Genomic DNA, 26,876 nt, shown 5'->3' on the forward strand with positions numbered 1-26,876 from the left:
GTGCCAAAAAACACAGCACTAATTTAGCAAATCGGGTTCTTCGCGCACAATCCGGTCGTAAAGGGGCTGAAAACTGAACCACCCACTTGTATGCGATCCCACTTGAGTCTGTGTTAAACGGGCTGTTTCGTGTTTGATAGTTGTGGGTCTACCCGCAGCTTCAGCCAGCAGTTGGGCTTGGCACGATCGCTCTAAGCTAATGTACCAAAAGGCAGCTTCATCTACTGTATGTCCCACAGTTAAAATGCTATGGTTACGTAGGATTATGGCTTTCTTTGGCCCCAAGGCTTGCGCCAGTCGCAGACCTTCAGAAGTTTCTAAAACAACACCTGTAAAATCGTCAAACAGGGCATGGTCTTCGTAAAAAGCACAAGAATCTTGAGTTAAGGGGTCAAGGAGACGCCCCAAACTAGACCAGGCCTTACCATAAAGTGAATGGGCGTGAGCCGCCGCGATTACATCAGTTCGAGCTTCATGAATTTGAGAATGAATCGCGAAAGCAGCTTGATTCACTTCAGCATCGCCTTTAACCACCTCACCTTCTCTGTTAACTAGAATCAGGTCAGAAACTCGGATATGACCGAAGTATGTCCCGAATGGATTGACCCAAAAATGGTCTGTAAACTCAGGATCGCGAGCCGTAATATGGCCTGCGATGCCCTCGCTGAAGCCAAACTTACCAAACAGGCGAAAGGCAGCGGCGAGGCGTTGTTTACGGTGCAGGCGTTCGTCTTCAACTCGCTCGAAGACTGGGGGTTGTGGTCTATTGGGCATGTTCTTTTTCTTCCTCTTCTTTACAGGGAGCGTTAGAATATCCAGAGCGAAAGGATTTGACGCTGTGAGATTCTGGGATGAACTGGTGACGCAAAATGCAACCAGTATCATTACCCAAGATATGAATGGATACAGATGCGCTCTGGGATGTGGTTTTGACGGCGTGGATATCACCATCTGGGGGTAAGAGGCCGTAGATATCTCCTGGTTGAAGCGATCGCACTTCAGTTACTTGTAATTGTGCGTGTCCTTCTGCATCACCGCTATCTACACGGCGATAGACTGTTTCTTCTTGATTACCTTTATATAAACCAATCAATCCCCAAGCCAAATGATCGTGGACGGGAGTCGTTGAATCTGGGGGAATTACCAAACTGAATACTGACAGGGAACGGTCTTTGGCGCGATAAAGCAACCATTGACCAATACCGCCACCCATCCGGCTTTCGGGATTGACTTGGGCAAACTTTTCCGGTAGCCATTGCTGTTGGGCAAGGAGTTCTTGAAAATAGGGTTCTAGTTTGGTGAGAGTTTGGGTGCGATCGCCAACAGTACTAGCGCTAATTTCCCGCACTGTTGCTACAAAGGATTGTAGTTCCTGGCTCTCAATAAACCATTGGTCTTCTGGCAATGGTTCTAAGATGGTGTGGTTCGTCATCTATATTCCTCAGTTTGGGAGGCGACTAAGATAAATAGCAATTTATTTTATCTTTACTGACAATAGTACTAGTAGTTTTAACACCAGGGTGAATCTTGCAGCCAAGTTGCTCAAGTTTTAGATGAGAAAGGGACTCTTTCAGAATGATACTAAAAGGATATAGCTAGAATCCGGTAGCTTTACCTTGTGACAAGAGCAGCCTAGTACGGCTGATACGGACTAGATATAACGGTTGTTGGTTGGTATCGAGAATCAAAACAAAAACCCCAGAGCTAAAGTGAGGTTAGTCCAGTCCTAGTTTGCTTGTCTGCTTGAAGCCATTGTCGGGGTACAAGAATTTTTGGCGTTGCTGAATCAAGGGATGATTCTTGTAGGGTGGGCGACACGAGAGCCTTGAAATACAAGGGACAGACAAGATGCCCATCCCACAAAACTAGCAAAATCATCCCGCAAATATGCAACGCCGAATTTTTAAATGCTCTTGGCGAAGTCGTATTTGCCTCCACGTTCAAGGGCGCGTTCGTAAGCAGGTCGTGCATGGATGCGCTCGATAAATTGCTTAATCTTTGGTCGGCTTGAGATCAGTTCGGCTTCCATAGCAACTATTTCTAGAGGAAAGCTCATTTGGATATCAGCGGCGGTAAATTCTTCGCCTACAAACCAGGTACTCTTATGAAGTTCACCTTCTATGTAGTCAAAGTGAAGCTTGATCTGGGGCGCGATAAATGCATCGTTGACGCTGCTGTCTCCTGTCGAAAAACGGTTAAAGACGAGGTTCATCACCAGAGGTGGCATTGCAGAGCCTTCAGCGTAATGCAGCCAATAGGTATAGCGCAGACGCTCCGGCGTACCGGATGGTGGGATTAGCCGACCATTGCCGTAGCGACCCACTATGTATTCAATGATAGCGCCCGACTCAGCAACCGTTTCTTCTGCATCTGTGATCACTGGTGACTTACCGAGTGGATGGACTGAGAGCAACGATGCCGGTGCCAGCATCGTTTTCTCATCGCGTTGGTAGAACTTAATCTCGTATTCGATACCTAATTCTTCAAGCAGCCATAGCACGCGCTGCGATCGCGAGTTGTTGAGATGATGGACAACGATCATAATAGCTACTTTTTGACAATGGGGTTATTAGGAGCTTTTCATCGTCTCAACCTATCATCAGTTTCCCCACTCTTCATCTATCTGGTGGTTTGTCTTGGGTATGTAAGTAGAGGTATGTAAAATAATTAACAATTTCTCTTCTGCTTCCCCTGCTTATCCAAACCGTATTGGAGTGGGAAGAGTTGATGCAGTCTGGTCAAATACTTCCACCATTTCAAGAGACGATTTTTAGCAAGCGTTCGTTAAGACCGTACAATAATGGTCGGTTGTTACACACACCAGTCTGATTGTTATTAGTCAGAATGTAGTGGTGCAATATATTACACTTAGTTCTTGCAGACGTTTGTACTTAAGCTGATTGTAACTCTTTTGTACTGGCGGCTGGTGGAACTAACCCTCAATATTTAACTCCAGACAGAGGTAGAGTCAGCATAGTTGATTAATATCTGGAAGTTAGAGCCGTAATCGTCTGAAAGTGCCAAAACTGAAAGAAATGAAAAATATTATCTCGATTGTTTGGAATAACTGGTTAAAACGACACAAAGACTCTGTTTTACTATTTGACTCAATTGTTGCCGCTAGTGAGATTGCCCTGATGCTTAACGGTCAGTGGGATGGCTGCAATGGTGTGATGGTAGACAAATGTGATGAGGTAGCTATTAACACTGCTGCCAAAATATTAGAAGCTACATGGTGTTATCAAGGAGCTTCCAAAGCTGTTTTAGACAGAGTAACAACTGATGAAATTTTACGCCGTTATGCAATAGGAGAAAGAAATTTTATTAATGCTAATTTGAGGTGTGCAGTACTTACATCAGTGAAGCTAAGTGAAATTAACCTAAGTTATGCTCAGTTGAGTTGGGCAGACCTAAATCAAGCCAATCTCAGTAAAGCTGATTTAACAGCAGCAGACCTAAGTCAAGCTAATTTAAGTGGAACCGACCTGAGTAAGGCATACCTAATGAGGGCAAACCTAAAGGGGGCAGACCTGCAACAAGCTTCACTTCAGGGGGCTAACCTAAGTAGCGCTAACTTAAGTGAAGTTAACCTCACTGATGCAGATTTAACAGGAGCTAATCTAGCACTAGCAGACTTAAGAGGGGCAAATTTTCACGAATGCAATTTGAGTGGGGCTAACCTAACAAATGCTAAGTTAATTGAAAGTGACTTGGCTTTTGCTAAACAATGATCGCGCCTAGAGGCATTTTGCTTAAGTAACCAACGATAATAATGTGCGTAGGCGTAGCCCAACCTAGACATCGCTAACTATCAGCAAGCTTACACGCTCATTGCATAACTCTGCTATCAATCGGTAGTGAGAATTCACGAGACCATTCATTCCACGAGCCAAAATAATTTCTGGCAGAAATTCCTGCCTCTTCTAGTGCTATTAATGTATTAGCAGCTCTTGAACCCTTAAAGCAATAAATGTACACAATGGAATCTGAAGTAATACCTACTGACTGACAAATTTCTCGGATTTCATCTGGCGATCGAAAGGTGGGGATTTCCGATTCAAATGTCATCAACCGATGCCATTCTAGCCATACAGCGTTAGGGATTCTGCCTTTGCGAGGACAAAAATCAACAGCGTAGGGAGAAGAACTCAACCCAAGCCATTCCTCGCTGTCGCGCACATCTAATTTAATAATTGCTGGATTGTCAATTGCTTGCAACATCTCGGTGGTAGTCACCATCATATCAGCGTTAGGATGCAATCTAAATATGCTGCTTTCACGTAATGGTACTTCATCGGTAGTAGGTAATCCCGCCCTAAGCCATGCTCTATATCCACCGTGTAAGATAGATACCTGAGCGCAACCTAAATACTTCAGCAAGAAAGCTGCTCGACAAGATTGACCATAACCTTTACTTAAAGTATCTTCATACACAATTAACCGTTCTGCACCCGATATTCCGACCCTGCTTAGAATTTGTGCAAAATACTCTTGCAATTTCTTTAATCCTGCTGGGTAGGAATTCTCTAAAAGATAGGTGAAAAAATCTCGAATATTTATGGATTGAGGAATATGAGAAATAGCATAATCTTCGGGAGTTCGCGTATCGATAATGACAGTCTGTGATAACTTTTCTGCTAACAGAGACGTGAGTTGTTGAGGAGAAATGAGGAGTTTTGTATTCACGCTTTCATGCTGATGTTATCGTACCATTAGGCATTATCGCGTTCAGTAGAGAGAGCGTTTTGTCATGGAAATCACAGGAGAATGAATGTTGAATGTTACGAGAGAACTTTTGTGGCTAATCAATACACTCTGCTTTCGCTAACTAACTTTTTTCTTCTTTACAAGCTTTACGCGAGCGCATCCAAGAAATATTCGACCAACTTACTTTTGAGCAGGTAATTTCTGTCTCTTCTTACAACTTTATCCTGGAAGCTTTATTCTATGCAGCTTCATATTAAATTGGTATAAGCTTTTTGAGTTCCTCTAACTGGGGATGATCTTCACCTCGGTAGTTGCAAAAGAACGTTGCCGTTGCTACTAGCACAGTTTCTAGTTCATGACCTTGAGGCACTGCATTATATAAAGCACGCATTAATTGAATAGTCAGTGCTAAAGTAGCTTGAATTCTCAGCGTCAACCAGATTGCTTGAGCTAGGTAAACCAAACCGTTGCTTTCATCTGTTACACCTAAGTTATTCAGAACTGTTACCAAATCACCGTATGCACTTGTTTGTGCAAGTGTGGAAGCAACTTGCTTCCAAAGTGCGATCGCTTTTGGGATATCCCCTTGTTGGGCGATTACCAGTGCCATGTTGTTGAGGGTAGTGGCTTTACCTTTGACATCGCCAATCTGCTCGGATATTTCTAAGGATTGTTCCCAAAGTGCGATCGCTTTTGGGATGTCCACACAAATCAATGAGTGCTGCTAACTCCGTTTTATCCAGGCGACGCGAGCCGTAATTACAGCGCAGTTCAAAAGTTTGCTGTTGACTGAGGGCGAAGGTGAAGCTTAGGGACATGGCTGACAGCAGGAGTTTCCACAGTAACCTTCACCGTATTATCACCTTTTTCCCGAAATTATCGCCGATATTCGTCGCCACAATCGCCGATAAGCTGGTATAAATCGCGTGATTGGCGAGATACTGCATTGATGCGATCGCGATCGTCAGCATCTAAACTAAAACTAAATACTTTGGCGTTATCTTCTATATGTTCAGATACACCAAGTCTGGCACCAACTATCACACCGCCCACAGTTGGCTGATCTAAAATGTAACGCACTGCTATGTTGGAAATACTTACCCTATGCTTATTAGCAATTTCCTTTAAGATAGCTAGCAACTCTTGAAATAATTGCCACCCACCCCAAGCATCGATCATATTTTTATATTTTTTCAAACTAGCAGTAGCTAGATCAAATCCTCGCGGTTCCGGTTTCCCCAAATAGTTTTCTGATAACAAACCGCCGCACAGCGTACCATAAGTAAAAAGCTTTATATCATGCTGTTGACAAAACTGCATTATATTAACTTCGGGACGGCGGTCAACAAGGGAAAATTGTACTTGGTTAGAAACGATTTTGATACCTGCTTCGGTAATAATCTTCAAGTTTTCCGTGTCAAAATTAGTTAAACCTAGATGCTTAATTTTACCCTCAGTCTGAAGTTCTGCCATATATTTTAGGGCATCCAGGTAATTTTTATCCTGATATTCCCACCAGTGAAATTGCAATAAATCTAACGATTGCACATTCATTCTTCTCAGGGAAATATCAATATTTTCCTCAACGAGTTTTTTTGTCATTTTGCCTGGACGAGGCACCCATTTTGTAAAGGCTTGTACCTGAGATAAAGCCTCTTTTCCACGAGTATCAATTAGTTGACAGCGAAACTCACCAATAAAGTCTTCTGCGGGGCCATAATGATCTGCTAAATCCCAAGTAGTGAAGCCTGCATCTACATATTTGAACATCGTCTCAATAGCGACTTGGGGATTGATCTGTCCATGTCCGCCAGAGACTTGCCACATCCCATTTAATATGCGGCAGATGTTCAAATCAGGAGTAAATTGGAGACGGCTAGCTGCGGGTAAGTTCATTTTCAAGTTTAGGAGTTAGGAGGAACCACTGCCTTGCTCTGCTCAAGAGAGTTCTAGCAAGTGCGTTGAAAAGGGAGGAATTAAGATTTTAATGATATATAAATCATAGCTGATCATTATTAATTCCTAACTCATAACTCCCAACTCCCAACTTCTAGCTTTCTAACGCCAGTCTTTTTCAGATTGTTCAATAACGTAAGCAGCAACGTCTTGAATTTGCTGTTCAGTGAGACGCTTTTTGTAAGCTGACATATTATTTTTACCATTGGTAACGATAGATGTAACTGCCTCTATTGAATTCATGCCATACTTTTTCAGCGCTTGCTTTTTGAGATTTTTACCTCGCCTAATTATGTTGCTACCGTTGATATGACAACCAGCACAATGAACACTAAATATTTGTTCACCATTAACTGTGTCTACTGCACTAGCAGGTAAAGTAAAAGTACTGATTAATAACAAAAACGTTACTAATACTAATGTGAGTAATTTTTTCAATTAAATTCTCCATATTTTGACATCCTGGTTACAGCTATTTACAGCTATAAGTATCAGAACTAATACTAAAGTGATTCAAAGTCAGTTGTAAATCCAGCAAAATTTGCACAATCTTCTTGAAAAGCCTCTGCATCACTAACATCTTCAATTTTATAAGACATGATGCGCGTCCCATCTGGCATTTTTTTGGAACCAATCAATTCACCTTGATATTTCTCTGCGATCGCTTTAAAATCAACACCATAGATTTTCCAGGCATCACCCGAACAAGTAATATTTACTCGCCACATATTTTCATCTCAATTACTACCAACAAATATTAATCATCTCACAAATGGGCAACATCTTACACATCACCTCTTTGGGACTGGAATTTTCTATCTAAAGGAAGTGCCTAGCTCAATCAGGCTACGCCATAATGTGGGTGTAGGAACATGTCTAAAAACTTTTATCCCAATTAGTTAAATTCCAAGAGTTGAAAATGCCTAACAATATCAAACAACAAATTCAAGCCGACTTGCAACAAGCTAAAGAAACCGGACAATTAAGAACTGATCGGATTCGAGAAATTGTAAAATCCGCAGTCTCTCAAGTAGCTTCTGAGTTTAAACAAGGTTCTACTGAAGTTCGTAGCATTGTAAGAGATGCAGTTTCTGCTGTAATAGAAAACTTCCAAGAAAAAGGTAGCGAACTCAAAGATGAAGTGACAGCTTCTATTGAAGGAGCGCTGGAAGGGATTAATAGCAAAAGACACGAGAGCATTGCTCAAACTCAAACAGATATAAAAAGGTTACAAGCTCAACTGGATGGTGAAGAAGAACAACTCCAACAAGAGGTTGATGTAATCTTGGCAGAGATTGAAGAGACAGGTAAGGAAAAATCTGCGAGTACCAAAACTGCAATTGATTCTGCTGTCAATGCGATTAAAGATAGTGAAGAAGTCGGATTGTTAAAGAAGCGTTACGCACAACTGCAAGCACAGCTAGCCATTGTCCGAGCTAATATGGCTGCACGCTACGGCGGACGTAATATGGAGGTTCAAGATTATCTAGACGAGGCTAAACACTGGTATGATAAAGCTCGTCCCCAAGCGGAGTCTGTAGCTGTACAGGTAGGACAAAAGCGATCGCAACTAGAAGATAAACTAGGTGAAGCTGGTACATCTCTAGCAAGAAAAGAACGCCAAATTAAACAAACCTTGAGAGAGTTACTTCTAACAGCGGCTGACTTATTCAAAGATAAAGAACCTGCTGATAAAGAACGGGAGACGATTCATAAATAGACTGCTTTGGCATTTAATTGACTTAGAAAAATAGGGTGGGAATTTCCCCACCCTATTTTGGTGAAAATTTATTTACAGATTTTTTCTATTTAATTGAACTACAGATATAACTCATCTTTTCGATGTTGCTGATTGCGGTATGATAAATAAATGGGTAATTGTGACACTACAATTACCCATTTATTTATCAAATTGCTATTGCGTATTAGTAAATACGTCCTTCTCGATTAACTTGCTCATCATGCTTGGCTATAACCCAAATTGCATGAATACTACCAGGAAGCCAACCTAGAACTGTGAGCAGAATGTTAATAAACAGAGTTGGGCCAACTCCAACTGTCAAGAAAACGCCTAAAGGAGGCACTAACAAACCTAGAAGAAAACGAACTAATTTCATGATGTTACAATTTTGTGATTTTGTTTAATACATTCATTTGAGGATGCCGAATGAGGAAATCCACCTTCGGAGATTTTATGTATGGTAGAAACGTTATGTAACTGGCATTTCTACCGCTTCTAACTAACTTATCTAGAAGAAGGTAATTCAGCTTGACTCTTTACATCACCACTACTAGCTAAAAGGTTTCTTTCAACAAAATAGTTGTTAATGAAGGTGTTAGCAAAAGTTAGGATTACTGGGCCTAGAAGGAAACCAATAAGTCCGCGAACTGCGAACCCAGGAACTAGCACTGCTGCTAACCAGAAACATAAACCGTTGACGATGAGCGAAAATGCTCCAAATGAAAGAAAGTTAAGTGGCAGAGAAAGAGCAGACAGAACTGGTTTAACTGAACCGTTAATTAAACCAATTACTAAAGCAGCAATCAAAGCTGCGGGAAAATTAGCAATATTAACGCCTGGAACAACTAAATCAACAATCAATAGGCTCAAAGCTGTAGCTAGGGCGGTTAATAATGGAGTCAACATTGTTTTTACCTAATAACTAGAGATTTTCTATTTGCAACTTCTTATATCATCTTTAACTATCTGCTAAAGTTTCACCTCTCTTGCAAGATAGAATTTCCTTCTACCATTAGGTCTATCATTGAGAAAACTATAGCAGTTATCAATACATAGTATGGGCGCACATCTGCACACCCATACATTTAGACATAGGAGTAGAGACGTAGCACTACTACGTCTCTACAAGAGTTCTGGATAACACATATTAATTTGTGGAGATATCTAACGGATTTCAATGTTTTCAGGGTGCGTTAAACAAATTTAACACACCCTATAAATTTAAGATTAATTTAATGTCACACCGCAAAAATCACTCAGATTTTCCAGACTCAGGCTTATAGTAAAGGGCTGATTTATATAAGACTTGTTCTTGATGAGTTTCTAAAGTGCAATCAGACAAAGGGTAAGTTACACAAGTAACAACATAACCAGCCCGTATTTCGCTTGGACGCAGAAATTTTTGCTCACTTTGATCGACTTCACCACTAATAAGTTTAGCAATACACGCAGAACATTCGCCTTGTTTACACCCAGATGGGAGGCGGATACCAGCTTCTTCCGCCATATCCAGAATATATTGATCGTCTGGTACTGGAATGGTGCGATCTAATCCAAGTGGAGGATTGATAAATCGAACTTGATAAACTGCCATCTGCTGTTTATAATTATTGTTTAACTGCTTTCATCGACAAACTAATCCGTTTGAGTTTCTCGTTGATTTCTAACACCTGGACTTTGACTACTTGTCCAACTTTGACAATTTTGTTGGGATCGTCTACAAATCTATCAGCAAGTTGGGATATATGCACCAAGCCATCTTGATGTACGCCGATATCGACAAAAGCACCGAAATTGGCGACGTTCGTCACAATTCCCTCTAGTTCCATTCCTACATTTAAGTCCCTGATTTCCTTAATTCCTTCTCTGAAGGTGGCATACTTAAACTCAGCCCGAGGATCTCTACCTGGTTTTTCCAGTTCGCTGAGAATGTCGCGCAGTGTGGGTTCGCCGACGCTATCGGTAACGTATTTTTTCAGGTTGGTCTTTTTGAGTTTTTCGGCAATTTGTGTTACCTGATTTAATGACACATTTAGATCAGATGCGATCGCTTCTACTACAGAATAACTCTCTGGATGCACTGCTGTATTATCTAATGGGTTATCACCGCCGCGAATCCGCAGAAAACCCGCTGCTTGTTCAAAGGCTTTCGGCCCCAATTTAGCAACTTTCAACAGTTGTCGGCGATTTTTAAAGGCTCCATTCTGGTTGCGATGGGCGACAATATTATTGGCAACTGTTGCCGTAATCCCAGAGACGGATGTCAGAAGTTCTTTGGAGGCGGTGTTTAAGTCTACGCCGACGTAGTTGACGCAACTTTCTACAGTGTCATCCAATTTCTTTTTCAACAACTTCTGATCGACATCGTGCTGATATTGTCCCACACCAATGGATTTGGGGTCGATTTTCACCAGTTCTGCCAAGGGGTCTTGCAAACGGCGGCCGATGCTAATAGCGCCGCGCACGGTAATATCTAAATCAGGAAACTCTTCCAGCGCTACAGTACTCGCAGAATATATAGATGCGCCAGACTCATTCACCATCACCTTAACTGGTTTGCGTTCTATAGTTTGCAATATTTGTGTGACAAACTCCTCTGTCTCGCGGGACGCTGTACCGTTACCAATAGCGATTAACTCAATTTTGTACTTTTCAATCAGATTTTTGACAGTTTGTGCTGCTTTGAGTCGTTGTTCAGCCGCTTGGTGGGGAAATACCGCCTGATATTCCAAAAATTGTCCAGTTTGGTCGAGGACTGCAACTTTACATCCAGTTCTAAAACCAGGGTCTATCGCTAGGGTTGGTTTCATCCCTGCTGGTGCAGATAGCAGCAACTCCCGCAGATTAGTTTCAAATGTCTTGATTGATTCTATGTCTGCATAAACTTTTTTCTCAGAAATCACCTCTCCCATAAGAGAGACTTTCATCAAACGGTTGAATGCATCCTTCAGCATCGCCTGATAAAAATCTCGAATTGTCCGTACTTTGGTTTTAATTTCTTTCGACTCAAGATAGTAAAGTACCGTATCCTCATCGAAAGCAATTTCAAAGCTTAATATTTTTTCGGTTTCACCCCGACACAACGCCAGCATATTGTGGGGTGCAATATTTTTTACCCTAATTTGATAGTTACGGTACATCTCAAATTTGGTTGTACCTTCAGGATAATCATCTTTGATGCGGGAGACAAATACCCCTTCTTCTAAAAGATAATCGCGGATATACGCACGTAACTCAGCTTTTTCAGCTACTTCTTCTGCCAAAATATCAGCAGCACCTTTCAGCGCTTCTTCTGCTGTTTTTACTCCCTGCGTTTCCGAAATATACTTAGCCGTTGCTTCCTCCAGGGAAGCTGTTGCAGCATTTTTGACATTTAAAGATTTGATGAACTCAGCCAGTGGTTCAAGTCCTTTTTCTCTGGCGATAGTGGCGCGGGTGCGTCGTTTTGGTCGATAGGGTAAATATAAATCCTCAAGTTCGGTTTTTTGTAAGCAGGATGAGATTTTGGCTTTGAGTTCATCTGTAAGTTTACCTTGTTGAGCGATCGCACTTAGAATTACCGATTTCCGTTCTTCTAGTTCTGTTAAATAAGTATATCGATCAGCCAGTTCACGTAGTTGCACTTCATTCATCTCATCGGTGCGCTCTTTACGGTAACGTGCAATAAAGGGAATTGTTGCACCCTCCGCCAAAAGTTCCAGCGCGTTTTGCACCTGATGGGGTTTGAGGTTTATTTCAGTTGCCAGTAGTTGAGGAATGTTCAGCATTAGGTGTCTAAAATGAAAAAATGAAAATCCTACTTCTAAAGGTAATATGCTAAATCCTTATCCTGGCGCAAGGCCAAAGTTTTAAGCTAATTTACCAGATGATTACTTACAAGAGTGTAATTGGCGAAATAGACAAAACCCACTTACGCAAGTTTTAAACCCTTCCAATCCGCGTAAATGAGTATGAGTTTGTATAGCATAGCGCAGCTATACTGAGTCGGGACTATACAATGAGTGTCGTCGAAAGGCATTGTGTATGCTTACATACCAAGCAAGCTTCGCGTAGCATCTTGTAACCTACTCTTAAAGTAAGCTTGGCGCACCATCAACTACAGAAGAAGGAGTTATTCGATAAGCTTTTGGGCGCTTCATCTGTCGCAATAATTATTCCAATTGATATAAAATCCGCCGTTACGTAATCTTGATTATCTCTAATATTTATTTCCATAGACTGTTGTGGCTAAAACCTGATTGGATGTAAAATTAATCGAAATTCCCGAAACAATTTCGTTTTATAAGCACAACAACTTTTAGTTCAGAGGTTAGTAAAATGCCTTTGTTTTTCTTGATACCACTGTGTACTGCTTTAGCTACTGGCTACTTATTTAAAAAGAGTACTGATGAAATTGCATATCTTGCAGGTGTATTTGCAGCTATTAGCTTGATTCTAAGTTTAGTATTAGCACCCTGGCAGATTCAGTTTGGATTTTTAATCATTGTCTTCATCATTACCAACAGACTTTTACAGAAAAATGAGTCAAAACTATAGAAAAACAACCTAGAGAAATTGAATAATCTCAACCACCAGAAAATCATTTGTGTGGCTATGGTCTTAACTACTTTAAGACTAGGTTTTTAAATAGAATGATTCTTATTATTAATAAAAGTAGCTTTATCTTCCCCTGAGCCGATGAAAGCTATGCTTAGTTTAAGTGGTGTTGAAATTTTGATCAGTAAAACCACCCCAAGTTTTAAAACTATACTTGTAATCAATAGAATATCAAATTTTATTTAATATTCAAATCAAAAATAGGGGATTCTAACTCATTTAGTGCGGTAATTAATCTTAAATCATTTCTGCCTGAGATATCTGAATTTTGAGATTCTTGTGGATAGAAAACGATTCAGACTCTCGACATTCCTCTATAATTTTTATTGTAATGTAGTGTATCTTCGCACTACAATATTCAAAGCTTACACTGTTGTTCAAGTTTAAATTCTGCTTTCGGAAATCCTGAGCTTTGCACTTATGGAGTCTGATACTAAGTCCCGACTTCTGCCAGTTTAGTACTCAGAAAGTGCTTCATAAATGTACAAATCCTCAAAATAAAAGTTTATATATCAAAGAAAGGTTCGATTTTATGAAGTTTTTGTTTAGGTATCTTTACTGTAAATAAATTTTTAATGTTAAGTTGCTAATTCTGCAAATTTAGTACCTGAAAAGTGCCTGATAAATGTACAAATCCTCAAAATAAAAATTTATATAGAAAGAAAGATTCGATTTTATGAAGTTTTTGTTTAAGTATATTTTCGGTAAATGAATTTTTGATGAAGTATGACGATAAATTTGCAACATGCTTTTCTCGTGGTATTCTAGTAGGTGATTATATGTAACAATAAATTTGGAGGGAAAATCCTAGTTAGAATTACGAAGAACAATCAAGTAAGCCTAATACTAAACTGCTTAAAAACATCCCAAATCCGATGCTATCAATGTCAACTCCGAGTTGAGCAGCCGATTCTAGTCTCCATTAGCTGTTAGCGTCGTCAAAAACTCTACTTAATACATTCAGTAAAATCCTCTAGAAAGCTGTAAAGCATATTACTGTAGACGGATTCATCTAATCTATGATTTACGCAGCAAAGTAGACTTTTGTTACTCATTTTGTTCCCATGTCCAAAAAGAGCATATATACAATCGATTTGAGTAAAAATTTTATTAATCGGCTAAGTTCCCAGCCAAAGTTATAAATATGTCTGTGAGCCTGGAGAAGTTCTATGGTACATCAGTAAATTAACAAACTTTCCTAGAACAAACAAATAGAGAACATTGATCAATCCAGCTAGGTTCTTGGCAAAACTCTCAACTTCACTACATCTGTATACTTTGTAACCTAAAAATTGCGATCGCACTAAAAGTAGTGTTGAAGCAAAACTGGGTGGTGCAGAAGATATCTGTAATTCACAGTTGGACAATCGCTAAATTGATTGTGCCAATTACCAAGCAAAAAACTGGTTTGTTTGCCTGGGAGTATACCCAGTAAACCAATTTAGCGTACTCTACTCCGATAATGTCGAATTCTACCACGATCAAACAACCTGGAAGTTTCATAGTATTTAGTTGCTAACTATAGGACATGGGCTTCAACGGTCATTTTGATATCAGTCCCTTCAACATAGCCTTCCTAATTTTGTTGTCTATTTACTGAAGTGGAGGTCGAATTGCAGAGAAGGTGTGACCGAAATCCGAAACGTTAAAAACAATAGACTGTTTACTGTCCGGTTCATACCTACTATCTCGATTGAGGTCAATATACTATGAAATCAATATCGCAAATTTCCCGTCTTCAAATAACTCCTTATATCATCTTGTTTGTCAGTATTTTATTTAGTATTTCTGGTCAATTGCTGATGAAGCATACCATGAGTAATACAAATGAAGGATTATTTACTTGGGAATTTCTTCAACAATTAGCATTAGCTGTTAGTGTTTATTGTTTAGGAATAGCAAATTGGATATTGGCCTTGCGATCCGTCAAATTGAGTATTGCTTATCCACTGACTAGTTTAAATTATGTTGGGATACTTTTTGGCTCATACTACTTTTTTAATGAGGTAATTACACTAACTCGAATAGCAGGAGTCATCACTATTTTTATGGGTGTTCTTTTAGTAGCTATTCCACCCAAAAAATCTATATAAGTTTATAGTAAAATCCACAACAAAGTATTGACAAATGAACATCACTAATTGGCTACTTTTAATGGTTGTAGTTTTCTTGGGAACAACAGCTAACTTGTCACTAAAATATGGACTTTACATTTCTAGCTCTACTAAGGGAGAAAGCGCATCTATCCTAAATCTGTTACTTTCTCGTTACTTTTTTATCTGGTTTATTTGCTATACATTTATGACTCTATTGTGGCTTTATGTATTGCGGACAATTCCTTTGAGTCAAGCATTTCCAGTTCTAGGATTAATGTATGCACTTATACCCATTGCTTCCCACTATTTTCTAAAAGAGCAGGTTGCATTTACCCAGTGGTTAGGAATTTCTATTATCATAACTGGTGTAGTTCTTGTTGTAAACTAATAGCTGTATAGGTAATAAACCAGGTTATTAATATTAAAATAAAAGCCTCTGAAGACAAATCTCAAAAACATCCCTACAAAAATCTAAATTTATGAATATAGGCATTGTTGGCGGGGGTATAACTGGGTTAGTATTAGCCCAACGTCTTTCACATCAAGGACATACAGTCACTGTATTCGATAGCAACAAGCAACTTGGTGGACTTACCACCTATCATGATTACGGGTTATTTACCTGGGATCGCTTTTATCACGTTATCCTACCTTCTGATACTCATTTAATAAACTTTCTAAGAGATATTGGTCTTGGAGATAAACTGCGTTGGCATCGAAGTTTAACAGGATTTTATGATAATAAAAAGCTTTATTCTATTAGTAACACTATAGAGTTTCTGCGCTTTCCTCTATTTGGACTTATAGGTAAAATTAGATTAGCTTTTACTCTCCTGTATGGTTCACGCCTTAATGACTGGCGACGATTAGAGAAGATTTTAGTTGAAGATTGGCTATTAAAACTTGGTGGTAAAAATACATACGAAAAGCTCTGGAAGCCATTGCTTCTATCCAAATTAGGAGAGAATTATAAGCGAATATCGGCAGTTTTTATCTGGGCTTATATCAAACGACTATTTTCAGCGCGTGATTCTTCATTAAATAAAGAGCAACTTGGTTATGTCTCAGGAGGTTACAAAACTGTTTTTGACCATATAGAAAAATTAATTTACGCGGCTGGAGGTCATATCCACACAGGTGTTGCGGTAGAATATATCGCACCTCATTCAGGGGGTGGAATGTGGGTAGAATATCAGGGTAAAAAAGAGCATTTTGATAAAGTCATTTTTACTGGGCCAGTTAATATTCTGCAACAGGTTGCTGCTAAGGAACTGGTGAAAGTTTCAGACACTGGTGAAACAGTAGAATACCTGGGTGTAATTTGTATGGTACTTATTACTCGCAAGGCTCTAGTTCCTTATTACGTAGTAAATATTGCTGATAGAAATATTCCTTTTACCGGAGTCATCGGTATGAGTAACTTAGTTTCTTTACAAGAGACAGCAGGATATCACATGACATTCCTACCAAAATATATACTTTCCACTGACCCGTTATTAAAACAGCCAGATGATGAATTGCGGCAAGTATTTTTCCAGGGTATACGTTTGATGTTCCCTGAACTCAAAACAGATGACATTGTGGCAGCACACATTAATCGAGCTATTAAAGTACAGCCACTACAAGTTTTAAATTATTCAAGTCTTGTTCCAAGAGTGAGTACAGAAAACGATGATTTTTTCGTCGTCAATACCTCACAGTTGGTCAATGATAGCGTCAACAACAACGCAGTTGTGCGACAGGTCGATGAATTTCTTAAAAACTCAACATTACTGAATTATTGAAATTTGAGTAATGATATTTTATTTTAAAAATCACACGAGGTCTTTATGAGTCTTTTTGTTCTTTTACCCGCATACAATGAGCAAGAATCAATTCGCCCTTTGTTCAAAAGATTTCAGACATTGCAGCAAATCTCTAATATGGAGATAAAACTGATTCTTGTTGATGATGGTAGTAGTGATGCAACTGCTCAGACTGCTTTAGAAGAATCTCAATCACTGGGGATATTACTGAAATTAGTCCAACATCCCAAAAATGCTGGTTTAGGTCAAGCAATTAAAACAGGTTTTACGACTTTCTTAGAAATTTCTCAAGAAGGTGATTTTTTAGCTGCGATGGATTGTGATAACACTCAACCACCAGAACTTTTAGTAAAGATGTATGACACTATGATAGCTGGGAGCTATGATATTGCGATCGCATCTAGATATCGAAAAGGCTCTAAAGTCATCGGCTTATCAAAATTTAGAGAGCTAATGAGTTACGGAGCCAGCTGGCTTTTTAGAATTGCTGCCCGTGTTCCAGGTGTAAAAGACTATACTTGTGGTTATCGGCTGTATAACCGTACTTTCGTCAGTAAACTGGATATGTATTATGGGGACAGTTTATTTACTGAAAGTGGATTTGCTTGCATGATAGATTTACTGCTGAAAGCCAAAGTACTCAAACCAAAAATCGCAGAAATTCCAATGGTTTTGAGATATGATCAAAAGCCCAGTGCCAGCAAAATGAAAATTCTTAAAACTATTACTCGAACCCTAAAGCTATTGTTTAAGAATTTAACATCGACAGCGCCAACTTCTAATTTAGGTCAGACTTTCAATGAGCAAGAAACAACAAGAATTCCGCTGAAAATGGCAAATCGTAAATAAACTTGAGAATGATAGTCTGGATTAAATTAAGGGTTTGCGGCAAACAAGATTGTATATCAATACTGCGTAGGTTTTGTCTAAAAAATAAAAATGTGTGGGTTGAGTTTAGGAACAAAACCCAACAAACCCCGCAAAATTTAGGGTAACGCATTGCCTCAACCCAACCTACGAATATTCTTAACCGAGCAGTATTGGATTGTATATTTAATATGAGTTAGTCATCAAAAAGCTTCTGTATTCTGGCCATAGTTGGAGTTTTTCTTATGCCACTCCTAGCTCATGACTGCCTTTGTTGAGAAGAGTGCCAGTTAAATACATACAGCAGTTTTCTTTTACATGAAGTACAAAGCTATGGGTTTTGAGGCAGGAGGAAGGAAGTAGAAACTCTTTGTGTTTGATTTTGAGTCCTGTATTTTGTACCTCATCTACTTGAAAACTGCTGTATATATAAATACACCTTACTTTACACCTACATTCTCAAGGGTGCGAACTTTCAAAATCTCAGCCCGCCTTTGCGGGCTTTTTTATATAGTCCCAAACTTCTAGTCTGAAGACGAATTTGCCAAGGTGTTGCTAAAGAGGAGGGAAATCCACACCGCCTTTCTGCTGACTGTGGCTTTAACTCATTTGTTAGACTAAACACACCAAGATTTTTCAGTCAAATCTCTGAATTACGCCAGCAGACGAGGCTACCCATGCTTACAAGTACGCTACTTCTCTCAAATCAACTTCCTACCCTCCAATATTCCTCCACACCAGAGCGTTTCGATGAAACCTGGGAAGCCCCCCTGGCTACTCTCCTGGGATTAGGACGCGCCGCCGGCGCTGACTTCATCGAATTATTTTTAGAGCGTCGTAACTATATTAGTTGTCTTGCAGAAGATGACTCTATCACTAGTATTTCACCCAGTCTGTCTACAGGTGCGGGAGTCAGAGTATTTCGCGGCAAAGCTGACTGCTATGTTAGCACCAATGACCTTTCTTTTTCCGGTTTGAAAGCAGCCTTAGAAAAAGGTCTTTCTATCTTGGGATTACAACTACCCACTCCGAAAGCTTTCATCCCAGAAATAAACCTAGAATTACTGAGAGATTACGCCACGAAAAGAGGTAAAGATGCCTGGCTACCAGTGTGTAGCTCCATCCGAGAAATGGGAGAAGTCCTCCTTGATGGTACTGCTCACCTAAAACAAAAAGCTAGCCACGTCCAATCACGTCGTGCTACCTATTTCCGAGATTGGCAAGAAGTTTTAATCGCCGCTAGTGACGGTACTTTTGCCCGTGATATTCGCCTCACCCAGTCAGTAGGATTTAACCTATTGTGTGCTGATGGTGCTAATCGTAGCTCAATTGGCGATCGCGCGGGTAACACTAGCGATGCCAACTTCTTGAGAACTTGGGATTCTCAACAAGCCGCTGAGAAAATAGCAGAATCTGCTGGAAAAATGCTCTACGCAGATTATGTAGAATCGGGTACTTATCCCATCATTATGGCCAATCACTTTGGCGGCGTCATCTTCCACGAAGCTTGTGGACACTTGCTAGAAACCACTCAAATTGAACGCAATACCACTCCCTTTGCTGACAAAAAAGGCGAAAAAATTGCCCATGAAAGTTTGACAGCCTGGGATGAAGGACGTTCTGAAAATGCCTTCGGGACAATTGACATGGATGACGAAGGTATGCCTGCTCAAAGAACCCTCTTAATTGAAAAAGGCGTTCTGAAAAACTTCCTAGCAGATAGAACAGGTTCCTCACGCACCGGACACCCCAGAACTGGAAGTGGCCGCCGCCAAAATTATACTTATGCCGCTGCTAGCCGGATGCGTAATACTTATATTGATTCTGGCGAATATAGCAATGATGAGTTATTTGCCTCTGTTGATAAAGGTATTTACTGTAAAAAGATGGGTGGTGGTAGCGTTGGTGCTACAGGTCAATTTAACTTTAGTGTTGATGAAGCTTATTTGATTGAAAATGGCAAAATTACTAAACCGCTAAAGGGAGCAATTCTCATCGGTGAAGCCAAGGAAATTATGAATAAAATTTCCATGTGTTCCCAAGATTTGGAAATTGCACCAGGTTTTTGTGGTTCCGTCAGTGGCAGTATTTACACCACAGTAGGACAACCCCACATCAAGGTTGATTCTATTACCGTCGGTGGACGATAACCTTCTCAACTTCCAGGTTCTACCTGGAAACGACTTCTTCCTGACTCTGCCACTTATTTTATCTAGGAAGCAGCAGAAGCCCTTCATTATTACACTCCCAGGCTGAAGCAGGGAGCGAAAAAATCCCAAATCCAAAATTGACTATGCCGAATATAAATGAGATTGCAAATTCCGCCAAGGACAATGCTGATAAGCTTGGCATTAAGAAATTCGACATTTATGGCTCAACAGTAGATGACACTAGCGTGCAAGTAGACCAAGGTGAGCCAAAACAAGTCAAAGCTTCAAATCGCTCTGGTGTTACTGTTCGTGTTTGGAATGAAGATAATACAATGGGTGTCACCAGCACTACAGATGTAGACCCCAAGGGACTAGAACTAGCTTTGAAAACTGCCTATGAAGCTAGTTTTTTTGGTGTTAAGGAAAATGTTCCTGATTTTAGTCCAGAGGCTACTGTTCCTATTCCAAATAAACCTCAGGATAAGACACCCCAAGCACCTGTTGCTGAACTCATAGAAAAATTGTTGGTAGCCGAAAAAGAATTACTGGCCGCTCATCCAGCAATTAAAGGTGTACCTTATAACGGTTTATCGCAAAGAGATATTGACAGATTCTATCTCAATAGCGACGGCGCAGTAAGAACTGAATCTCACTCTTTGGCATCAGTTTATCTTTACAGCAAAACTGAGGAAGATGGGAAAAAACCACGCAGTGCAGGTGCTTTTAGAATCAACCAGAGTTTAGATAATCTAGATATTAATGGTTGCATCAAAGAAACAGCCGATAAAACTATCAGCCACTTGAATTATGAAAAAATCAAAACTGGTAAATATCGAGTTGTTTTCTCAGCAGAAGCTTTCTTAAGTCTGTTGGGTGGTTTTTCTAATTTGTTCAATGCCCAAAGTATTTTGGACAATCAAAGCCTATCTACTCCTGATGATTTAGGTAAGCAAATTGCTTCTCCTTTACTTTCAGTTTATGATGATGCACTTCACTCAGCTAACGTAGGTGCAGAAAGTTTTGATGGCGAAGGAACTCCTACTCGTCAGATTTCACTGATTGAAAATGGCGTTTTAACAGGATTTCTCCATAGTGCAGGCACTGCTAAAAGGTTAAATACCCAGCCAACTGGTAATGCCAGTATTGGCGCAAAAGTCAGTGTCAGTCCCAACTTTTATCACGTTTTTTCAACAGCAACTCCTGAGCAGGAGTTGAGCTTAGAAACGGCTGAAAATGTGATTCTTATCGATGATTTACAAGCTCTCCATGCTGGAGTTAAAGCCTTGCAAGGTTCTTTTTCTTTGCCGTTTGATGGTTGGCTAGTTAACAAGGGTGTTAAGACAAGTATTGAATCAGCAACTGTTGCTGGCGATTTCTTGGAACTCTTGAAGTCAATTATTTATGTAGAAAAAGAGCCAGAGTTAACGCCAGGGGGAGTTTGCCCAAAAATCTGGGTTAACGAACTGTCAATTACCGGTGAGTAGAAGTTAGTATTTGGGCAGTACCTACCATGATAAAATAGTGGGTATTGCCCATATAGATTTTTAGTCGTTAATTGTTCCATCAGGCATGACCGCACCACGCAAATCTGCACCCGTCAGATTTGTACTACTCATTTCCGCTCTGATTAGATTTGCCTTACTTAAATTAGCACCAGTCAAGTTTGTTCTAGCAAGATAGGCATCAACTAAGTCTGCTTCAGTGAGGTTAGCCCCACGCAGGTTAGCCCTACTTAAATCAACTCTATTTAGCCTTGCAAAACTCAGGTTTACTCCAATCATCTGACATCTAGTCAGTTTAGCATCTGCCATAATTGCACCATACAAGTTAACACCTGTCAGTTCGGAATCAATGAGATTTGACCGTTCCAATCTAGCGTTCATCAGGTTAGCACCTTTCAAATTTGCACCTCCGATGTTAGTATCTGCCAGAGAGGCATTATACAAAATCGCTTCACTCAGGTTAGCATCACTCAAATCGGCATAACGTAGCGTTGCCTCACTTAAGTTAGCACCACTCAAATCAGCTTTAGACAAGTCTACACCAGTTAAATCAGCGCCCCGCAGGTCAGCCTTATGGAGGTTAGCACCCCGTAGACTAGCAGAGTACATTCTCTTCTCTTCTCGCAGGTTAGCACCACGTAGGCACGCACCAGTTAGATTTGCACCACTCAAATTTGCACCACGCAAATCGGCATTCATCAAGTTAGTATCCAGCATATACGCCAAAGTTAAATTGGCGTTACGCAAATCAGCACCCTGCAAAGTTGCACCATGTAAATTAGCATCATGCAAGTTGGCACTGATTAAACTTGCTTGATTTAGGTTCGCGCCACTTAGGTTTGTACAAACTAGATTTGCCTTATTTAGGATTCCCCGATTTAGATAGCTAAAAGTTAGGATGGCATTACGCAAATCTGCCTTATTCAAGGCTATACTGATCAAGTCTGCACCAAACAAATTTACCCCATTTAAGTTTGCCTCAATAAATTTTGTTTCTCCATTTTCATATCGCTTCAAAAGTTCATTAGCATCCATATTTTTCCTATATCAATCACCATAACATTTCCCAATTTTGCCAGTTAAAGATAGTTAAAAATTGCCATTATTCTTTGATAGGGGGTACAATAAATTGACAGGTATTATTGTCATCTTTGAGTCCCATTTTATAATTAGGATTAACTAGTGTTCTCATTTCTGGAGAAGAATCGCTGTTAAAGGGTTGATATCCGTTGGCACTGGATAATATATTGCCATAGAAGCCTCGCATAGATTGGATGATTGCACTAGCTGCTTGAATATTTTCATCCGGCTTTCCTAGAGATATCACAGCACTATTTAGTTTAGATTCAAGCTCTTGGAGAGTTGGACAAGTATCAAATAATCTCAGCAATAAATCATCAAGTTTTTCAGACTTCAGTTTCAACGAGTCTTCTTCATTGAAAGTAAATTTTTTGTAAAGTGCAGAAAATAGAACGATTTTAGCCCTAAGTGGATTAGTATACTTCATAATATTTTGGCGCAAATCAAACTGATTATATTGATGTTTGATTTGGTTGTTTGGAGATTTATCTATAGAATTTGATGATATTTGTCCAGGATGATAAAATATTTTTTCCTCTTGATGAGGTTGATTTAATAATATTCCTGTTGATTCATCCGGCGTTATATATAGCTTCTGCATTTCATGAGAAATGACACTAGCGATTAGGGTGTATTCAGCTTGTTTATTAAGGGTTTTTACAACTTTAGATAAACGATAATTTAAATTATTGATACTTGGATTCAATCTGCATAATTCTTGAATTAATTCTTGTAATTTAAACCTATCTAGCGTATTTTCATCATTCTCCCAAATACTCTTACAAGCTGAGTAGATTAATTTTTTAATCTGTTTTGAGTTTTCATGCTGTTCTAAATTTTTAGTTACTGCATTGAGGCTAGATATAGTTTTCATCGGCAAATCTCCGGCACAGGTATCAAGTAGTAACAGATGATAGAACTAGCCTTTTCAAGGTGACTCGTAAAATCTCTTTCTCTAATCACTCTCTGTGTCTTAACTAGTTTATAAGTTATTTATTTCACCAAAAAACACAGTGGAAAGTCTGAGAGCAGGAAACCTCCAGTTAGGCTTTATAAGACAGAAAACACGGATAATAGAGCTTTAGAGAGAAATTATTTTTCTAGAATTTCTCTCTCACTTTGAAAGGGCTGGTCTTATGTTATACCCTTTTTATCTAGCTTGTGTAGTCATATCGAACCACTTTGCCCAAGGTTGGAGTTGCTGATTGGGATTCAATACTTCTTGGATAAGAATGGTAGGTTGGGTTAAGCGGTAGCGAAACCCAACGAAGGGTTGATGATGTTGGGTTTCGTTTCTCAACGGTTCGGACTCGTGACACACTCCACTGAATGTTAAATTCCTTAAACCTTACCGCTTCCTATCAAATACAACAGCGCCATACGAACGGCGACACCGCTGGTAACTTGCGATTGAATAAGACTAAATTCCGGATCATCCATCAAATCAGAACTAATTTCAACACCACGGTTGACTGGGCCTGGATGCAAAACTTTAACGTTAGGTTTACAAAGTTGCAGCTTTGCACGTGTAATACCAAATAGCTGATGATATTCTCGCAAACTTGGTAGCAAATGAGCCGTCATCCGTTCTTTTTGCAGGCGCAAAGTCATGACAAAATCAGCATTTTGCAAAGCTGGTTCTAATTGCCAGTGGAGAAATAGTTTTTGATTTGGGGAGTGGGATGAGGGAGACGGGAAATGCGAGATGGGAGATGCGAGAAGTAATTTGTCTCCTTCTGCTCCCTGCCCTCTGTCCCCTGCCTCCTCCAAGATATACTCAGCAAATAACTTGGGTAAGAGGGTGGGTGGTGCTGCGAGATGCACTTCGGCACCACTGGCAATTAAACTCCAGATATTCGATCGCGCCACACGAGAATGGAGAATATCCCCAACAATGGCAATCTTTTTCCCCTTTAAAAGTTCTAGTCGGGGGTGATCTGGGTCAATTAAAGTACAAATAGTAAATAAATCTAGCAGTGCTTGGGAAGGATGTTCATGTTGACCATCACCAGCATTGAGGACACTAACTTTTACACCTAGACGATCCATTTCAGCCGCGATCGCATTTGGTACTCCTGCCTCTCGATGGCGGACTACCATGATATCAGTTCCCATAGCTAAATAGGTTTTCGCCGTGTCGAGAATTGTTTCTCCTTTAGTCATAGAAGAGGTGGCGGCGGCGAAGTTAAGCGTATCTGCACTTAAGCGTTTGGCTGCGAGTTCAAAACTACTGCGAGTGCGGGTAGACGATTCAAAAAATAAATTCGCCACCACCTGTCCCTGCAAGGTCGGCACTTTCTTTGTCCGCCGTGATAGCACCTCTTGAAAACTGGCAGCAGTTTGCAAAACTGTATCGTATTCAGCGGTAGTAAAGTCAGCCAGGGAAAGAATGTGATGACGATTCCAGGTGGTAGTAGGCATAGAATTTGGGGAGTGGGGATAAGGGGAGCAGGGGAGCAGGGGAGCGGGGGAGCAGGGGAGCAGCACTTCTCTACGAGAGGCTGCGCCAACGGCTATGCTCTGTAACCGAAGAGAAGTAGCAGTTCTTTCCCCTCTGCTCCTCTGCCCCTCCGCTCCTCTGCCTCTTCTGCCCAATCCCCAATCCCCAATCCCTTCATGTCGGTAAATGGAAAACGTTTAAAGCTAAAGAAATTAGGCTGAGGAAAGTTAAAAACCCAATTGTATCTAGCATTGTAGTCACTAATGGGCCACTAACCAAAGCAGGGTCAAGTTTCAAGCGTTTCAAACCCATTGGCAGTAAAGTACCAAGTGTAACAGCCACAATTGTATTAGTTGCCATTACCATGCCGGCAATTAAAGCCACCCATCGTTCTTGGGGTCGCGCCCAAATTAAAGAAAGCAGTATCATAGTCGTGGCTAAAGCTAGGGCTGTACCTAAACCAGCTAGAAGTTCCTTGCGGAGAATTTTCAAGGTATCTTTGGGTGTTACCTCTCCCACTCCCAAGCCCCGAATTGTTACTGTTAAGGATTGAATACCGACAGTACCACCAGTGTTAGAAAAAATCGGCATGATTACTGCTAGAACTGGGACTGCGGCAATTACAGATTGAAAAGGCGCGATCGCACTGGCAGCACCAATATATAGTGCCATGATCCCCAACAGCCAAGGCAAGCGGTTACGGATGGTAAGTAAGGGAGAGGATAAAGCTGCTTCATCACCACTCACCCCCCCCAGTTTTTGGATATCTTCTGTGGCTTCCTCTTCCAAAATATCCATAACATCATCAATGGTGACAATGCCAACCAATCGGTCTTCCCGATCAACTACGGGGATAGCGATTAAGTCGTAGCGCTGCATGATTCGCGCCACTTCTTCTTGAGGGGTTTCAGTTGTCACCTTAATGACGCGATCGCTAGCGATATCTTTGATGAAAACATCGGGAAAGGTAAACAGCAATTGGCGCAGTGAAACTACTCTTACCAGCGTCCGGTTGTCGTCTGTGACGTAGGCATAGTAAATAGTCTCCTTGTCTTCATCCTGACGGCGGATCTTGCTCAAGGCTTCACCGACAGTCAATCCTTGACGCAACCGGACATATTCGGTTGTCATTACCCGCCCAGCCGTGCCTTCTGGATAGCCGAGAATCGTTGCTGTTGCTTGCCTTTCTTCTTGACTCAGTTCTTGTAATAGCCGTTTGATTACCCCAGCTGGTAGTTCATCAAACAATTCTGCCCGTTCGTCGGGACTCATGGCTTCTACAAGTTGCACTACCTGGACATCATGCAGAGAATTAATTAGTTCTTCCTGCACTTCTGTGGGCAGATATTCAAATACATCAATTGCCTGAGCTTTGTTGAGTAAACGGAATGCGATCGCCCGTTGTTTTTCAGGCAATTGTGTAATGTAGTCTCCCACATCCACAGGTTGCAAGCGATTTAAATCCCATTTCAATTGGTTTAAATCGGTAGTATCAGTTAGCAAATCACGAATATCTTGTGTGAGCATGAGATATATCTCCTAAGTCTCCCCCGCGCTGGGAGACTTCCTCGCCAGCTCAGAGGAGGTTGATACTGCCATCTGGTGGACTATTGCCCATAAAATTTCAACAATTCAATATCGATATCTAAATTAAGGATTAAGGCATCGCTGTTCATCATCCTAACCCGGAATAGCACTCTCCGGTAGATACTGAGATATCAGTATTGAGTACTTATAATATTTATGACTAACGACTAACTTCAATTCCCTGAGTTTCAGGGAATTTTCGTGTAACTTAAGGTAGATTTTACTACTGCTAGAAGTTATGTCAAGACAATCAACGAATTTACTCGCAAACTTCATAAAGTTAAAATATTTACAACATCATCAGTATTATTTGGTATCAAGCAACTTCATGCATAGTTACCTAGACGAC

28 protein-coding genes are annotated in these 26,876 nt (G+C 40.4%); 10 read left to right on the forward strand and 18 right to left on the reverse strand.

The features are described from left to right. Nucleotides 1–18 precede the first annotated feature (18 nt). The 3 genes from HWQ44_RS23960 to HWQ44_RS23970 all read right to left on the reverse strand — a co-directional run bounded on the left by HWQ44_RS23960 (nucleotide 19) and on the right by HWQ44_RS23970 (nucleotide 2,542). The gene (locus HWQ44_RS23960; protein ID WP_292723973.1) at nucleotides 19–774 is read right to left on the reverse strand and encodes a class II aldolase/adducin family protein; all 756 of its coding nucleotides are present in this window, start codon (nucleotides 772–774) and stop codon (nucleotides 19–21) included. Next, nucleotides 764–1,432, reverse strand: coding sequence for a cysteine dioxygenase family protein (locus HWQ44_RS23965; RefSeq protein ID WP_292723975.1), 669 nt, complete (start codon nucleotides 1,430–1,432; stop codon nucleotides 764–766). The genes HWQ44_RS23960 and HWQ44_RS23965 overlap by 11 nt, the downstream gene beginning before the upstream one ends. A gap of 471 nt (nucleotides 1,433–1,903) precedes the next feature. Further along, nucleotides 1,904–2,542, reverse strand: a complete 639-nt coding sequence (locus HWQ44_RS23970) for a glutathione S-transferase (protein ID WP_292723979.1) — start codon at nucleotides 2,540–2,542, stop codon at nucleotides 1,904–1,906. 493 nt (nucleotides 2,543–3,035) lie between these two features. Here HWQ44_RS23970 and HWQ44_RS23975 point away from each other — a divergent pair, with 493 nt between their 5' ends. After that, on the forward strand, nucleotides 3,036–3,731 hold the full coding sequence (locus HWQ44_RS23975; RefSeq protein ID WP_292723981.1) for a pentapeptide repeat-containing protein: 696 nt from the start codon (nucleotides 3,036–3,038) through the stop codon (nucleotides 3,729–3,731). 97 nt (nucleotides 3,732–3,828) lie between these two features. On the opposite strand, the gene HWQ44_RS23980 is transcribed toward HWQ44_RS23975, so the two are convergent. The 6 genes from HWQ44_RS23980 to HWQ44_RS24005 all read right to left on the reverse strand — a co-directional run bounded on the left by HWQ44_RS23980 (nucleotide 3,829) and on the right by HWQ44_RS24005 (nucleotide 7,391). Next, nucleotides 3,829–4,686, reverse strand: coding sequence for a sulfurtransferase (locus HWQ44_RS23980; protein WP_292723983.1), 858 nt, complete (start codon nucleotides 4,684–4,686; stop codon nucleotides 3,829–3,831). 274 nt (nucleotides 4,687–4,960) lie between these two features. Beyond that, a complete protein-coding gene (locus HWQ44_RS23985; RefSeq protein WP_292723985.1) occupies nucleotides 4,961–5,413 on the reverse strand; it encodes a tetratricopeptide repeat protein in 453 nt (150 codons plus the stop codon). After that, complete coding sequence (locus HWQ44_RS23990; RefSeq protein WP_292723987.1) at nucleotides 5,337–5,525, reverse strand: hypothetical protein; 189 nt, start codon at nucleotides 5,523–5,525, stop codon at nucleotides 5,337–5,339. Before HWQ44_RS23990 ends, HWQ44_RS23985 begins: the two co-directional genes overlap by 77 nt. 58 nt (nucleotides 5,526–5,583) lie before the next feature. Next, nucleotides 5,584–6,603: an aldo/keto reductase gene (locus HWQ44_RS23995; RefSeq protein ID WP_292723989.1), complete on the reverse strand. Its 1,020-nt coding sequence runs from the start codon at nucleotides 6,601–6,603 to the stop codon at nucleotides 5,584–5,586. A 162-nt stretch (nucleotides 6,604–6,765) separates the two neighbouring features. Next, a complete protein-coding gene (gene petJ, locus HWQ44_RS24000; protein ID WP_292723991.1) occupies nucleotides 6,766–7,101 on the reverse strand; it encodes a cytochrome c6 PetJ in 336 nt (111 codons plus the stop codon). Between the two features lie 65 nt (nucleotides 7,102–7,166). After that, nucleotides 7,167–7,391: a hypothetical protein gene (locus tag HWQ44_RS24005; protein ID WP_292723993.1), complete on the reverse strand. Its 225-nt coding sequence runs from the start codon at nucleotides 7,389–7,391 to the stop codon at nucleotides 7,167–7,169. 191 nt (nucleotides 7,392–7,582) lie between these two features. Here HWQ44_RS24005 and HWQ44_RS24010 point away from each other — a divergent pair, with 191 nt between their 5' ends. Next, nucleotides 7,583–8,383, forward strand: coding sequence for a histidine kinase (locus tag HWQ44_RS24010; RefSeq protein ID WP_292723995.1), 801 nt, complete (start codon nucleotides 7,583–7,585; stop codon nucleotides 8,381–8,383). 205 nt (nucleotides 8,384–8,588) lie between these two features. Here the strand turns inward: HWQ44_RS24010 and HWQ44_RS24015 are convergent, their stop codons facing one another. The 4 genes from HWQ44_RS24015 to HWQ44_RS24030 form a co-directional block, all read right to left on the reverse strand. Beyond that, nucleotides 8,589–8,780 (reverse strand): YqaE/Pmp3 family membrane protein, encoded by a 192-nt coding sequence (locus HWQ44_RS24015; RefSeq protein WP_292723996.1) that lies wholly within the window; start codon nucleotides 8,778–8,780, stop codon nucleotides 8,589–8,591. A gap of 128 nt (nucleotides 8,781–8,908) precedes the next feature. Then, nucleotides 8,909–9,310 carry a phage holin family protein gene (locus tag HWQ44_RS24020; protein WP_292723998.1) on the reverse strand — a complete coding sequence of 134 codons (402 nt, stop codon included), beginning with the start codon at nucleotides 9,308–9,310 and terminating at the stop codon, nucleotides 8,909–8,911. 346 nt (nucleotides 9,311–9,656) lie between these two features. After that, complete coding sequence (locus HWQ44_RS24025) at nucleotides 9,657–9,998, reverse strand: 2Fe-2S iron-sulfur cluster-binding protein (RefSeq protein ID WP_292724000.1); 342 nt, start codon at nucleotides 9,996–9,998, stop codon at nucleotides 9,657–9,659. Nucleotides 9,999–10,011: 13 nt separating this feature from the next. Next, nucleotides 10,012–12,171, reverse strand: coding sequence for a Tex family protein (locus HWQ44_RS24030; protein WP_292724002.1), 2,160 nt, complete (start codon nucleotides 12,169–12,171; stop codon nucleotides 10,012–10,014). Between the two features lie 550 nt (nucleotides 12,172–12,721). Here HWQ44_RS24030 and HWQ44_RS24035 point away from each other — a divergent pair. The 8 genes from HWQ44_RS24035 to HWQ44_RS24070 all read left to right on the forward strand — a co-directional run bounded on the left by HWQ44_RS24035 (nucleotide 12,722) and on the right by HWQ44_RS24070 (nucleotide 21,402). Further along, nucleotides 12,722–12,940, forward strand: coding sequence for a hypothetical protein (locus tag HWQ44_RS24035; RefSeq protein ID WP_292724004.1), 219 nt, complete (start codon nucleotides 12,722–12,724; stop codon nucleotides 12,938–12,940). 1,372 nt (nucleotides 12,941–14,312) lie between these two features. Continuing rightward, complete coding sequence (locus HWQ44_RS24040) at nucleotides 14,313–14,435, forward strand: hypothetical protein (protein ID WP_292724007.1); 123 nt, start codon at nucleotides 14,313–14,315, stop codon at nucleotides 14,433–14,435. A gap of 274 nt (nucleotides 14,436–14,709) precedes the next feature. Further along, nucleotides 14,710–15,093 (forward strand): EamA family transporter, encoded by a 384-nt coding sequence (locus HWQ44_RS24045; protein ID WP_292724009.1) that lies wholly within the window; start codon nucleotides 14,710–14,712, stop codon nucleotides 15,091–15,093. A gap of 34 nt (nucleotides 15,094–15,127) precedes the next feature. Beyond that, nucleotides 15,128–15,484, forward strand: a complete 357-nt coding sequence (locus HWQ44_RS24050) for an EamA family transporter (RefSeq protein ID WP_292724012.1) — start codon at nucleotides 15,128–15,130, stop codon at nucleotides 15,482–15,484. Between the two features lie 91 nt (nucleotides 15,485–15,575). Further along, the gene (locus HWQ44_RS24055; protein ID WP_292724014.1) at nucleotides 15,576–16,880 is read left to right on the forward strand and encodes an NAD(P)/FAD-dependent oxidoreductase; all 1,305 of its coding nucleotides are present in this window, start codon (nucleotides 15,576–15,578) and stop codon (nucleotides 16,878–16,880) included. A 45-nt stretch (nucleotides 16,881–16,925) separates the two neighbouring features. Beyond that, the gene (locus tag HWQ44_RS24060) at nucleotides 16,926–17,750 is read left to right on the forward strand and encodes a glycosyltransferase family 2 protein (protein ID WP_292724016.1); all 825 of its coding nucleotides are present in this window, start codon (nucleotides 16,926–16,928) and stop codon (nucleotides 17,748–17,750) included. A gap of 695 nt (nucleotides 17,751–18,445) precedes the next feature. After that, complete coding sequence (locus HWQ44_RS24065) at nucleotides 18,446–19,918, forward strand: TldD/PmbA family protein (protein ID WP_292724018.1); 1,473 nt, start codon at nucleotides 18,446–18,448, stop codon at nucleotides 19,916–19,918. 143 nt (nucleotides 19,919–20,061) lie between these two features. Further along, nucleotides 20,062–21,402 (forward strand): TldD/PmbA family protein, encoded by a 1,341-nt coding sequence (locus tag HWQ44_RS24070; protein WP_292724021.1) that lies wholly within the window; start codon nucleotides 20,062–20,064, stop codon nucleotides 21,400–21,402. Between the two features lie 60 nt (nucleotides 21,403–21,462). On the opposite strand, the gene HWQ44_RS24075 is transcribed toward HWQ44_RS24070, so the two are convergent. The 5 genes from HWQ44_RS24075 to mgtE form a co-directional block, all read right to left on the reverse strand. Continuing rightward, nucleotides 21,463–22,455, reverse strand: a complete 993-nt coding sequence (locus HWQ44_RS24075; protein WP_292724023.1) for a pentapeptide repeat-containing protein — start codon at nucleotides 22,453–22,455, stop codon at nucleotides 21,463–21,465. Between the two features lie 67 nt (nucleotides 22,456–22,522). Continuing rightward, nucleotides 22,523–23,374 (reverse strand): hypothetical protein, encoded by an 852-nt coding sequence (locus HWQ44_RS24080; RefSeq protein WP_292724025.1) that lies wholly within the window; start codon nucleotides 23,372–23,374, stop codon nucleotides 22,523–22,525. 276 nt (nucleotides 23,375–23,650) lie between these two features. After that, nucleotides 23,651–23,821, reverse strand: coding sequence for a hypothetical protein (locus tag HWQ44_RS24085; RefSeq protein WP_292724027.1), 171 nt, complete (start codon nucleotides 23,819–23,821; stop codon nucleotides 23,651–23,653). Between the two features lie 20 nt (nucleotides 23,822–23,841). Then, on the reverse strand, nucleotides 23,842–24,921 hold the full coding sequence (locus HWQ44_RS24090) for an aspartate carbamoyltransferase catalytic subunit (RefSeq protein ID WP_292724030.1): 1,080 nt from the start codon (nucleotides 24,919–24,921) through the stop codon (nucleotides 23,842–23,844). Nucleotides 24,922–25,114: 193 nt separating this feature from the next. Then, nucleotides 25,115–26,467, reverse strand: a complete 1,353-nt coding sequence (gene mgtE / locus HWQ44_RS24095; protein WP_292724032.1) for a magnesium transporter — start codon at nucleotides 26,465–26,467, stop codon at nucleotides 25,115–25,117. Nucleotides 26,468–26,876: the final 409 nt, after the last annotated feature.

The organism is Nostoc sp. JL34 (assembly GCF_017114945.1).
Taxonomy (GTDB): domain Bacteria; phylum Cyanobacteriota; class Cyanobacteriia; order Cyanobacteriales; family Nostocaceae; genus Nostoc.

Bases quoted from the DNA above. Each gene is read 5' to 3' on its own strand.
- HWQ44_RS23975 (WP_292723981.1), top strand. From the start codon at position 3,036: ATGAAAAATATTATCTCGATTGTTTGGAATAACTGGTTAAAACGACAC.
- HWQ44_RS23965 (WP_292723975.1), bottom strand. From the start codon at position 1,432: ATGACGAACCACACCATCTTAGAACCATTGCCAGAAGACCAATGGTTT.
- HWQ44_RS23995 (WP_292723989.1), bottom strand. From the start codon at position 6,603: ATGAACTTACCCGCAGCTAGCCGTCTCCAATTTACTCCTGATTTGAAC.
- HWQ44_RS24030 (WP_292724002.1), bottom strand. From the start codon at position 12,171: ATGCTGAACATTCCTCAACTACTGGCAACTGAAATAAACCTCAAACCC.
- HWQ44_RS24025 (WP_292724000.1), bottom strand. From the start codon at position 9,998: ATGGCAGTTTATCAAGTTCGATTTATCAATCCTCCACTTGGATTAGAT.
- HWQ44_RS24015 (WP_292723996.1), bottom strand. From the start codon at position 8,780: ATGAAATTAGTTCGTTTTCTTCTAGGTTTGTTAGTGCCTCCTTTAGGC.
- HWQ44_RS24065 (WP_292724018.1), top strand. From the start codon at position 18,446: ATGCTTACAAGTACGCTACTTCTCTCAAATCAACTTCCTACCCTCCAA.
- HWQ44_RS24060 (WP_292724016.1), top strand. From the start codon at position 16,926: ATGAGTCTTTTTGTTCTTTTACCCGCATACAATGAGCAAGAATCAATT.
- HWQ44_RS24055 (WP_292724014.1), top strand. From the start codon at position 15,576: ATGAATATAGGCATTGTTGGCGGGGGTATAACTGGGTTAGTATTAGCC.
- HWQ44_RS24050 (WP_292724012.1), top strand. From the start codon at position 15,128: ATGAACATCACTAATTGGCTACTTTTAATGGTTGTAGTTTTCTTGGGA.
- HWQ44_RS23990 (WP_292723987.1), bottom strand. From the start codon at position 5,525: ATGTCCCTAAGCTTCACCTTCGCCCTCAGTCAACAGCAAACTTTTGAA.
- HWQ44_RS24005 (WP_292723993.1), bottom strand. From the start codon at position 7,391: ATGTGGCGAGTAAATATTACTTGTTCGGGTGATGCCTGGAAAATCTAT.
- mgtE (WP_292724032.1), bottom strand. From the start codon at position 26,467: ATGCTCACACAAGATATTCGTGATTTGCTAACTGATACTACCGATTTA.
- HWQ44_RS24075 (WP_292724023.1), bottom strand. From the start codon at position 22,455: ATGGATGCTAATGAACTTTTGAAGCGATATGAAAATGGAGAAACAAAA.
- HWQ44_RS24090 (WP_292724030.1), bottom strand. From the start codon at position 24,921: ATGCCTACTACCACCTGGAATCGTCATCACATTCTTTCCCTGGCTGAC.
- HWQ44_RS24010 (WP_292723995.1), top strand. From the start codon at position 7,583: ATGCCTAACAATATCAAACAACAAATTCAAGCCGACTTGCAACAAGCT.
- HWQ44_RS24070 (WP_292724021.1), top strand. From the start codon at position 20,062: ATGCCGAATATAAATGAGATTGCAAATTCCGCCAAGGACAATGCTGAT.
- HWQ44_RS24035 (WP_292724004.1), top strand. From the start codon at position 12,722: ATGCCTTTGTTTTTCTTGATACCACTGTGTACTGCTTTAGCTACTGGC.
- HWQ44_RS23970 (WP_292723979.1), bottom strand. From the start codon at position 2,542: ATGATCGTTGTCCATCATCTCAACAACTCGCGATCGCAGCGCGTGCTA.
- HWQ44_RS24020 (WP_292723998.1), bottom strand. From the start codon at position 9,310: ATGTTGACTCCATTATTAACCGCCCTAGCTACAGCTTTGAGCCTATTG.
- HWQ44_RS23960 (WP_292723973.1), bottom strand. From the start codon at position 774: ATGCCCAATAGACCACAACCCCCAGTCTTCGAGCGAGTTGAAGACGAA.
- HWQ44_RS24080 (WP_292724025.1), bottom strand. From the start codon at position 23,374: ATGAAAACTATATCTAGCCTCAATGCAGTAACTAAAAATTTAGAACAG.
- HWQ44_RS24045 (WP_292724009.1), top strand. From the start codon at position 14,710: ATGAAATCAATATCGCAAATTTCCCGTCTTCAAATAACTCCTTATATC.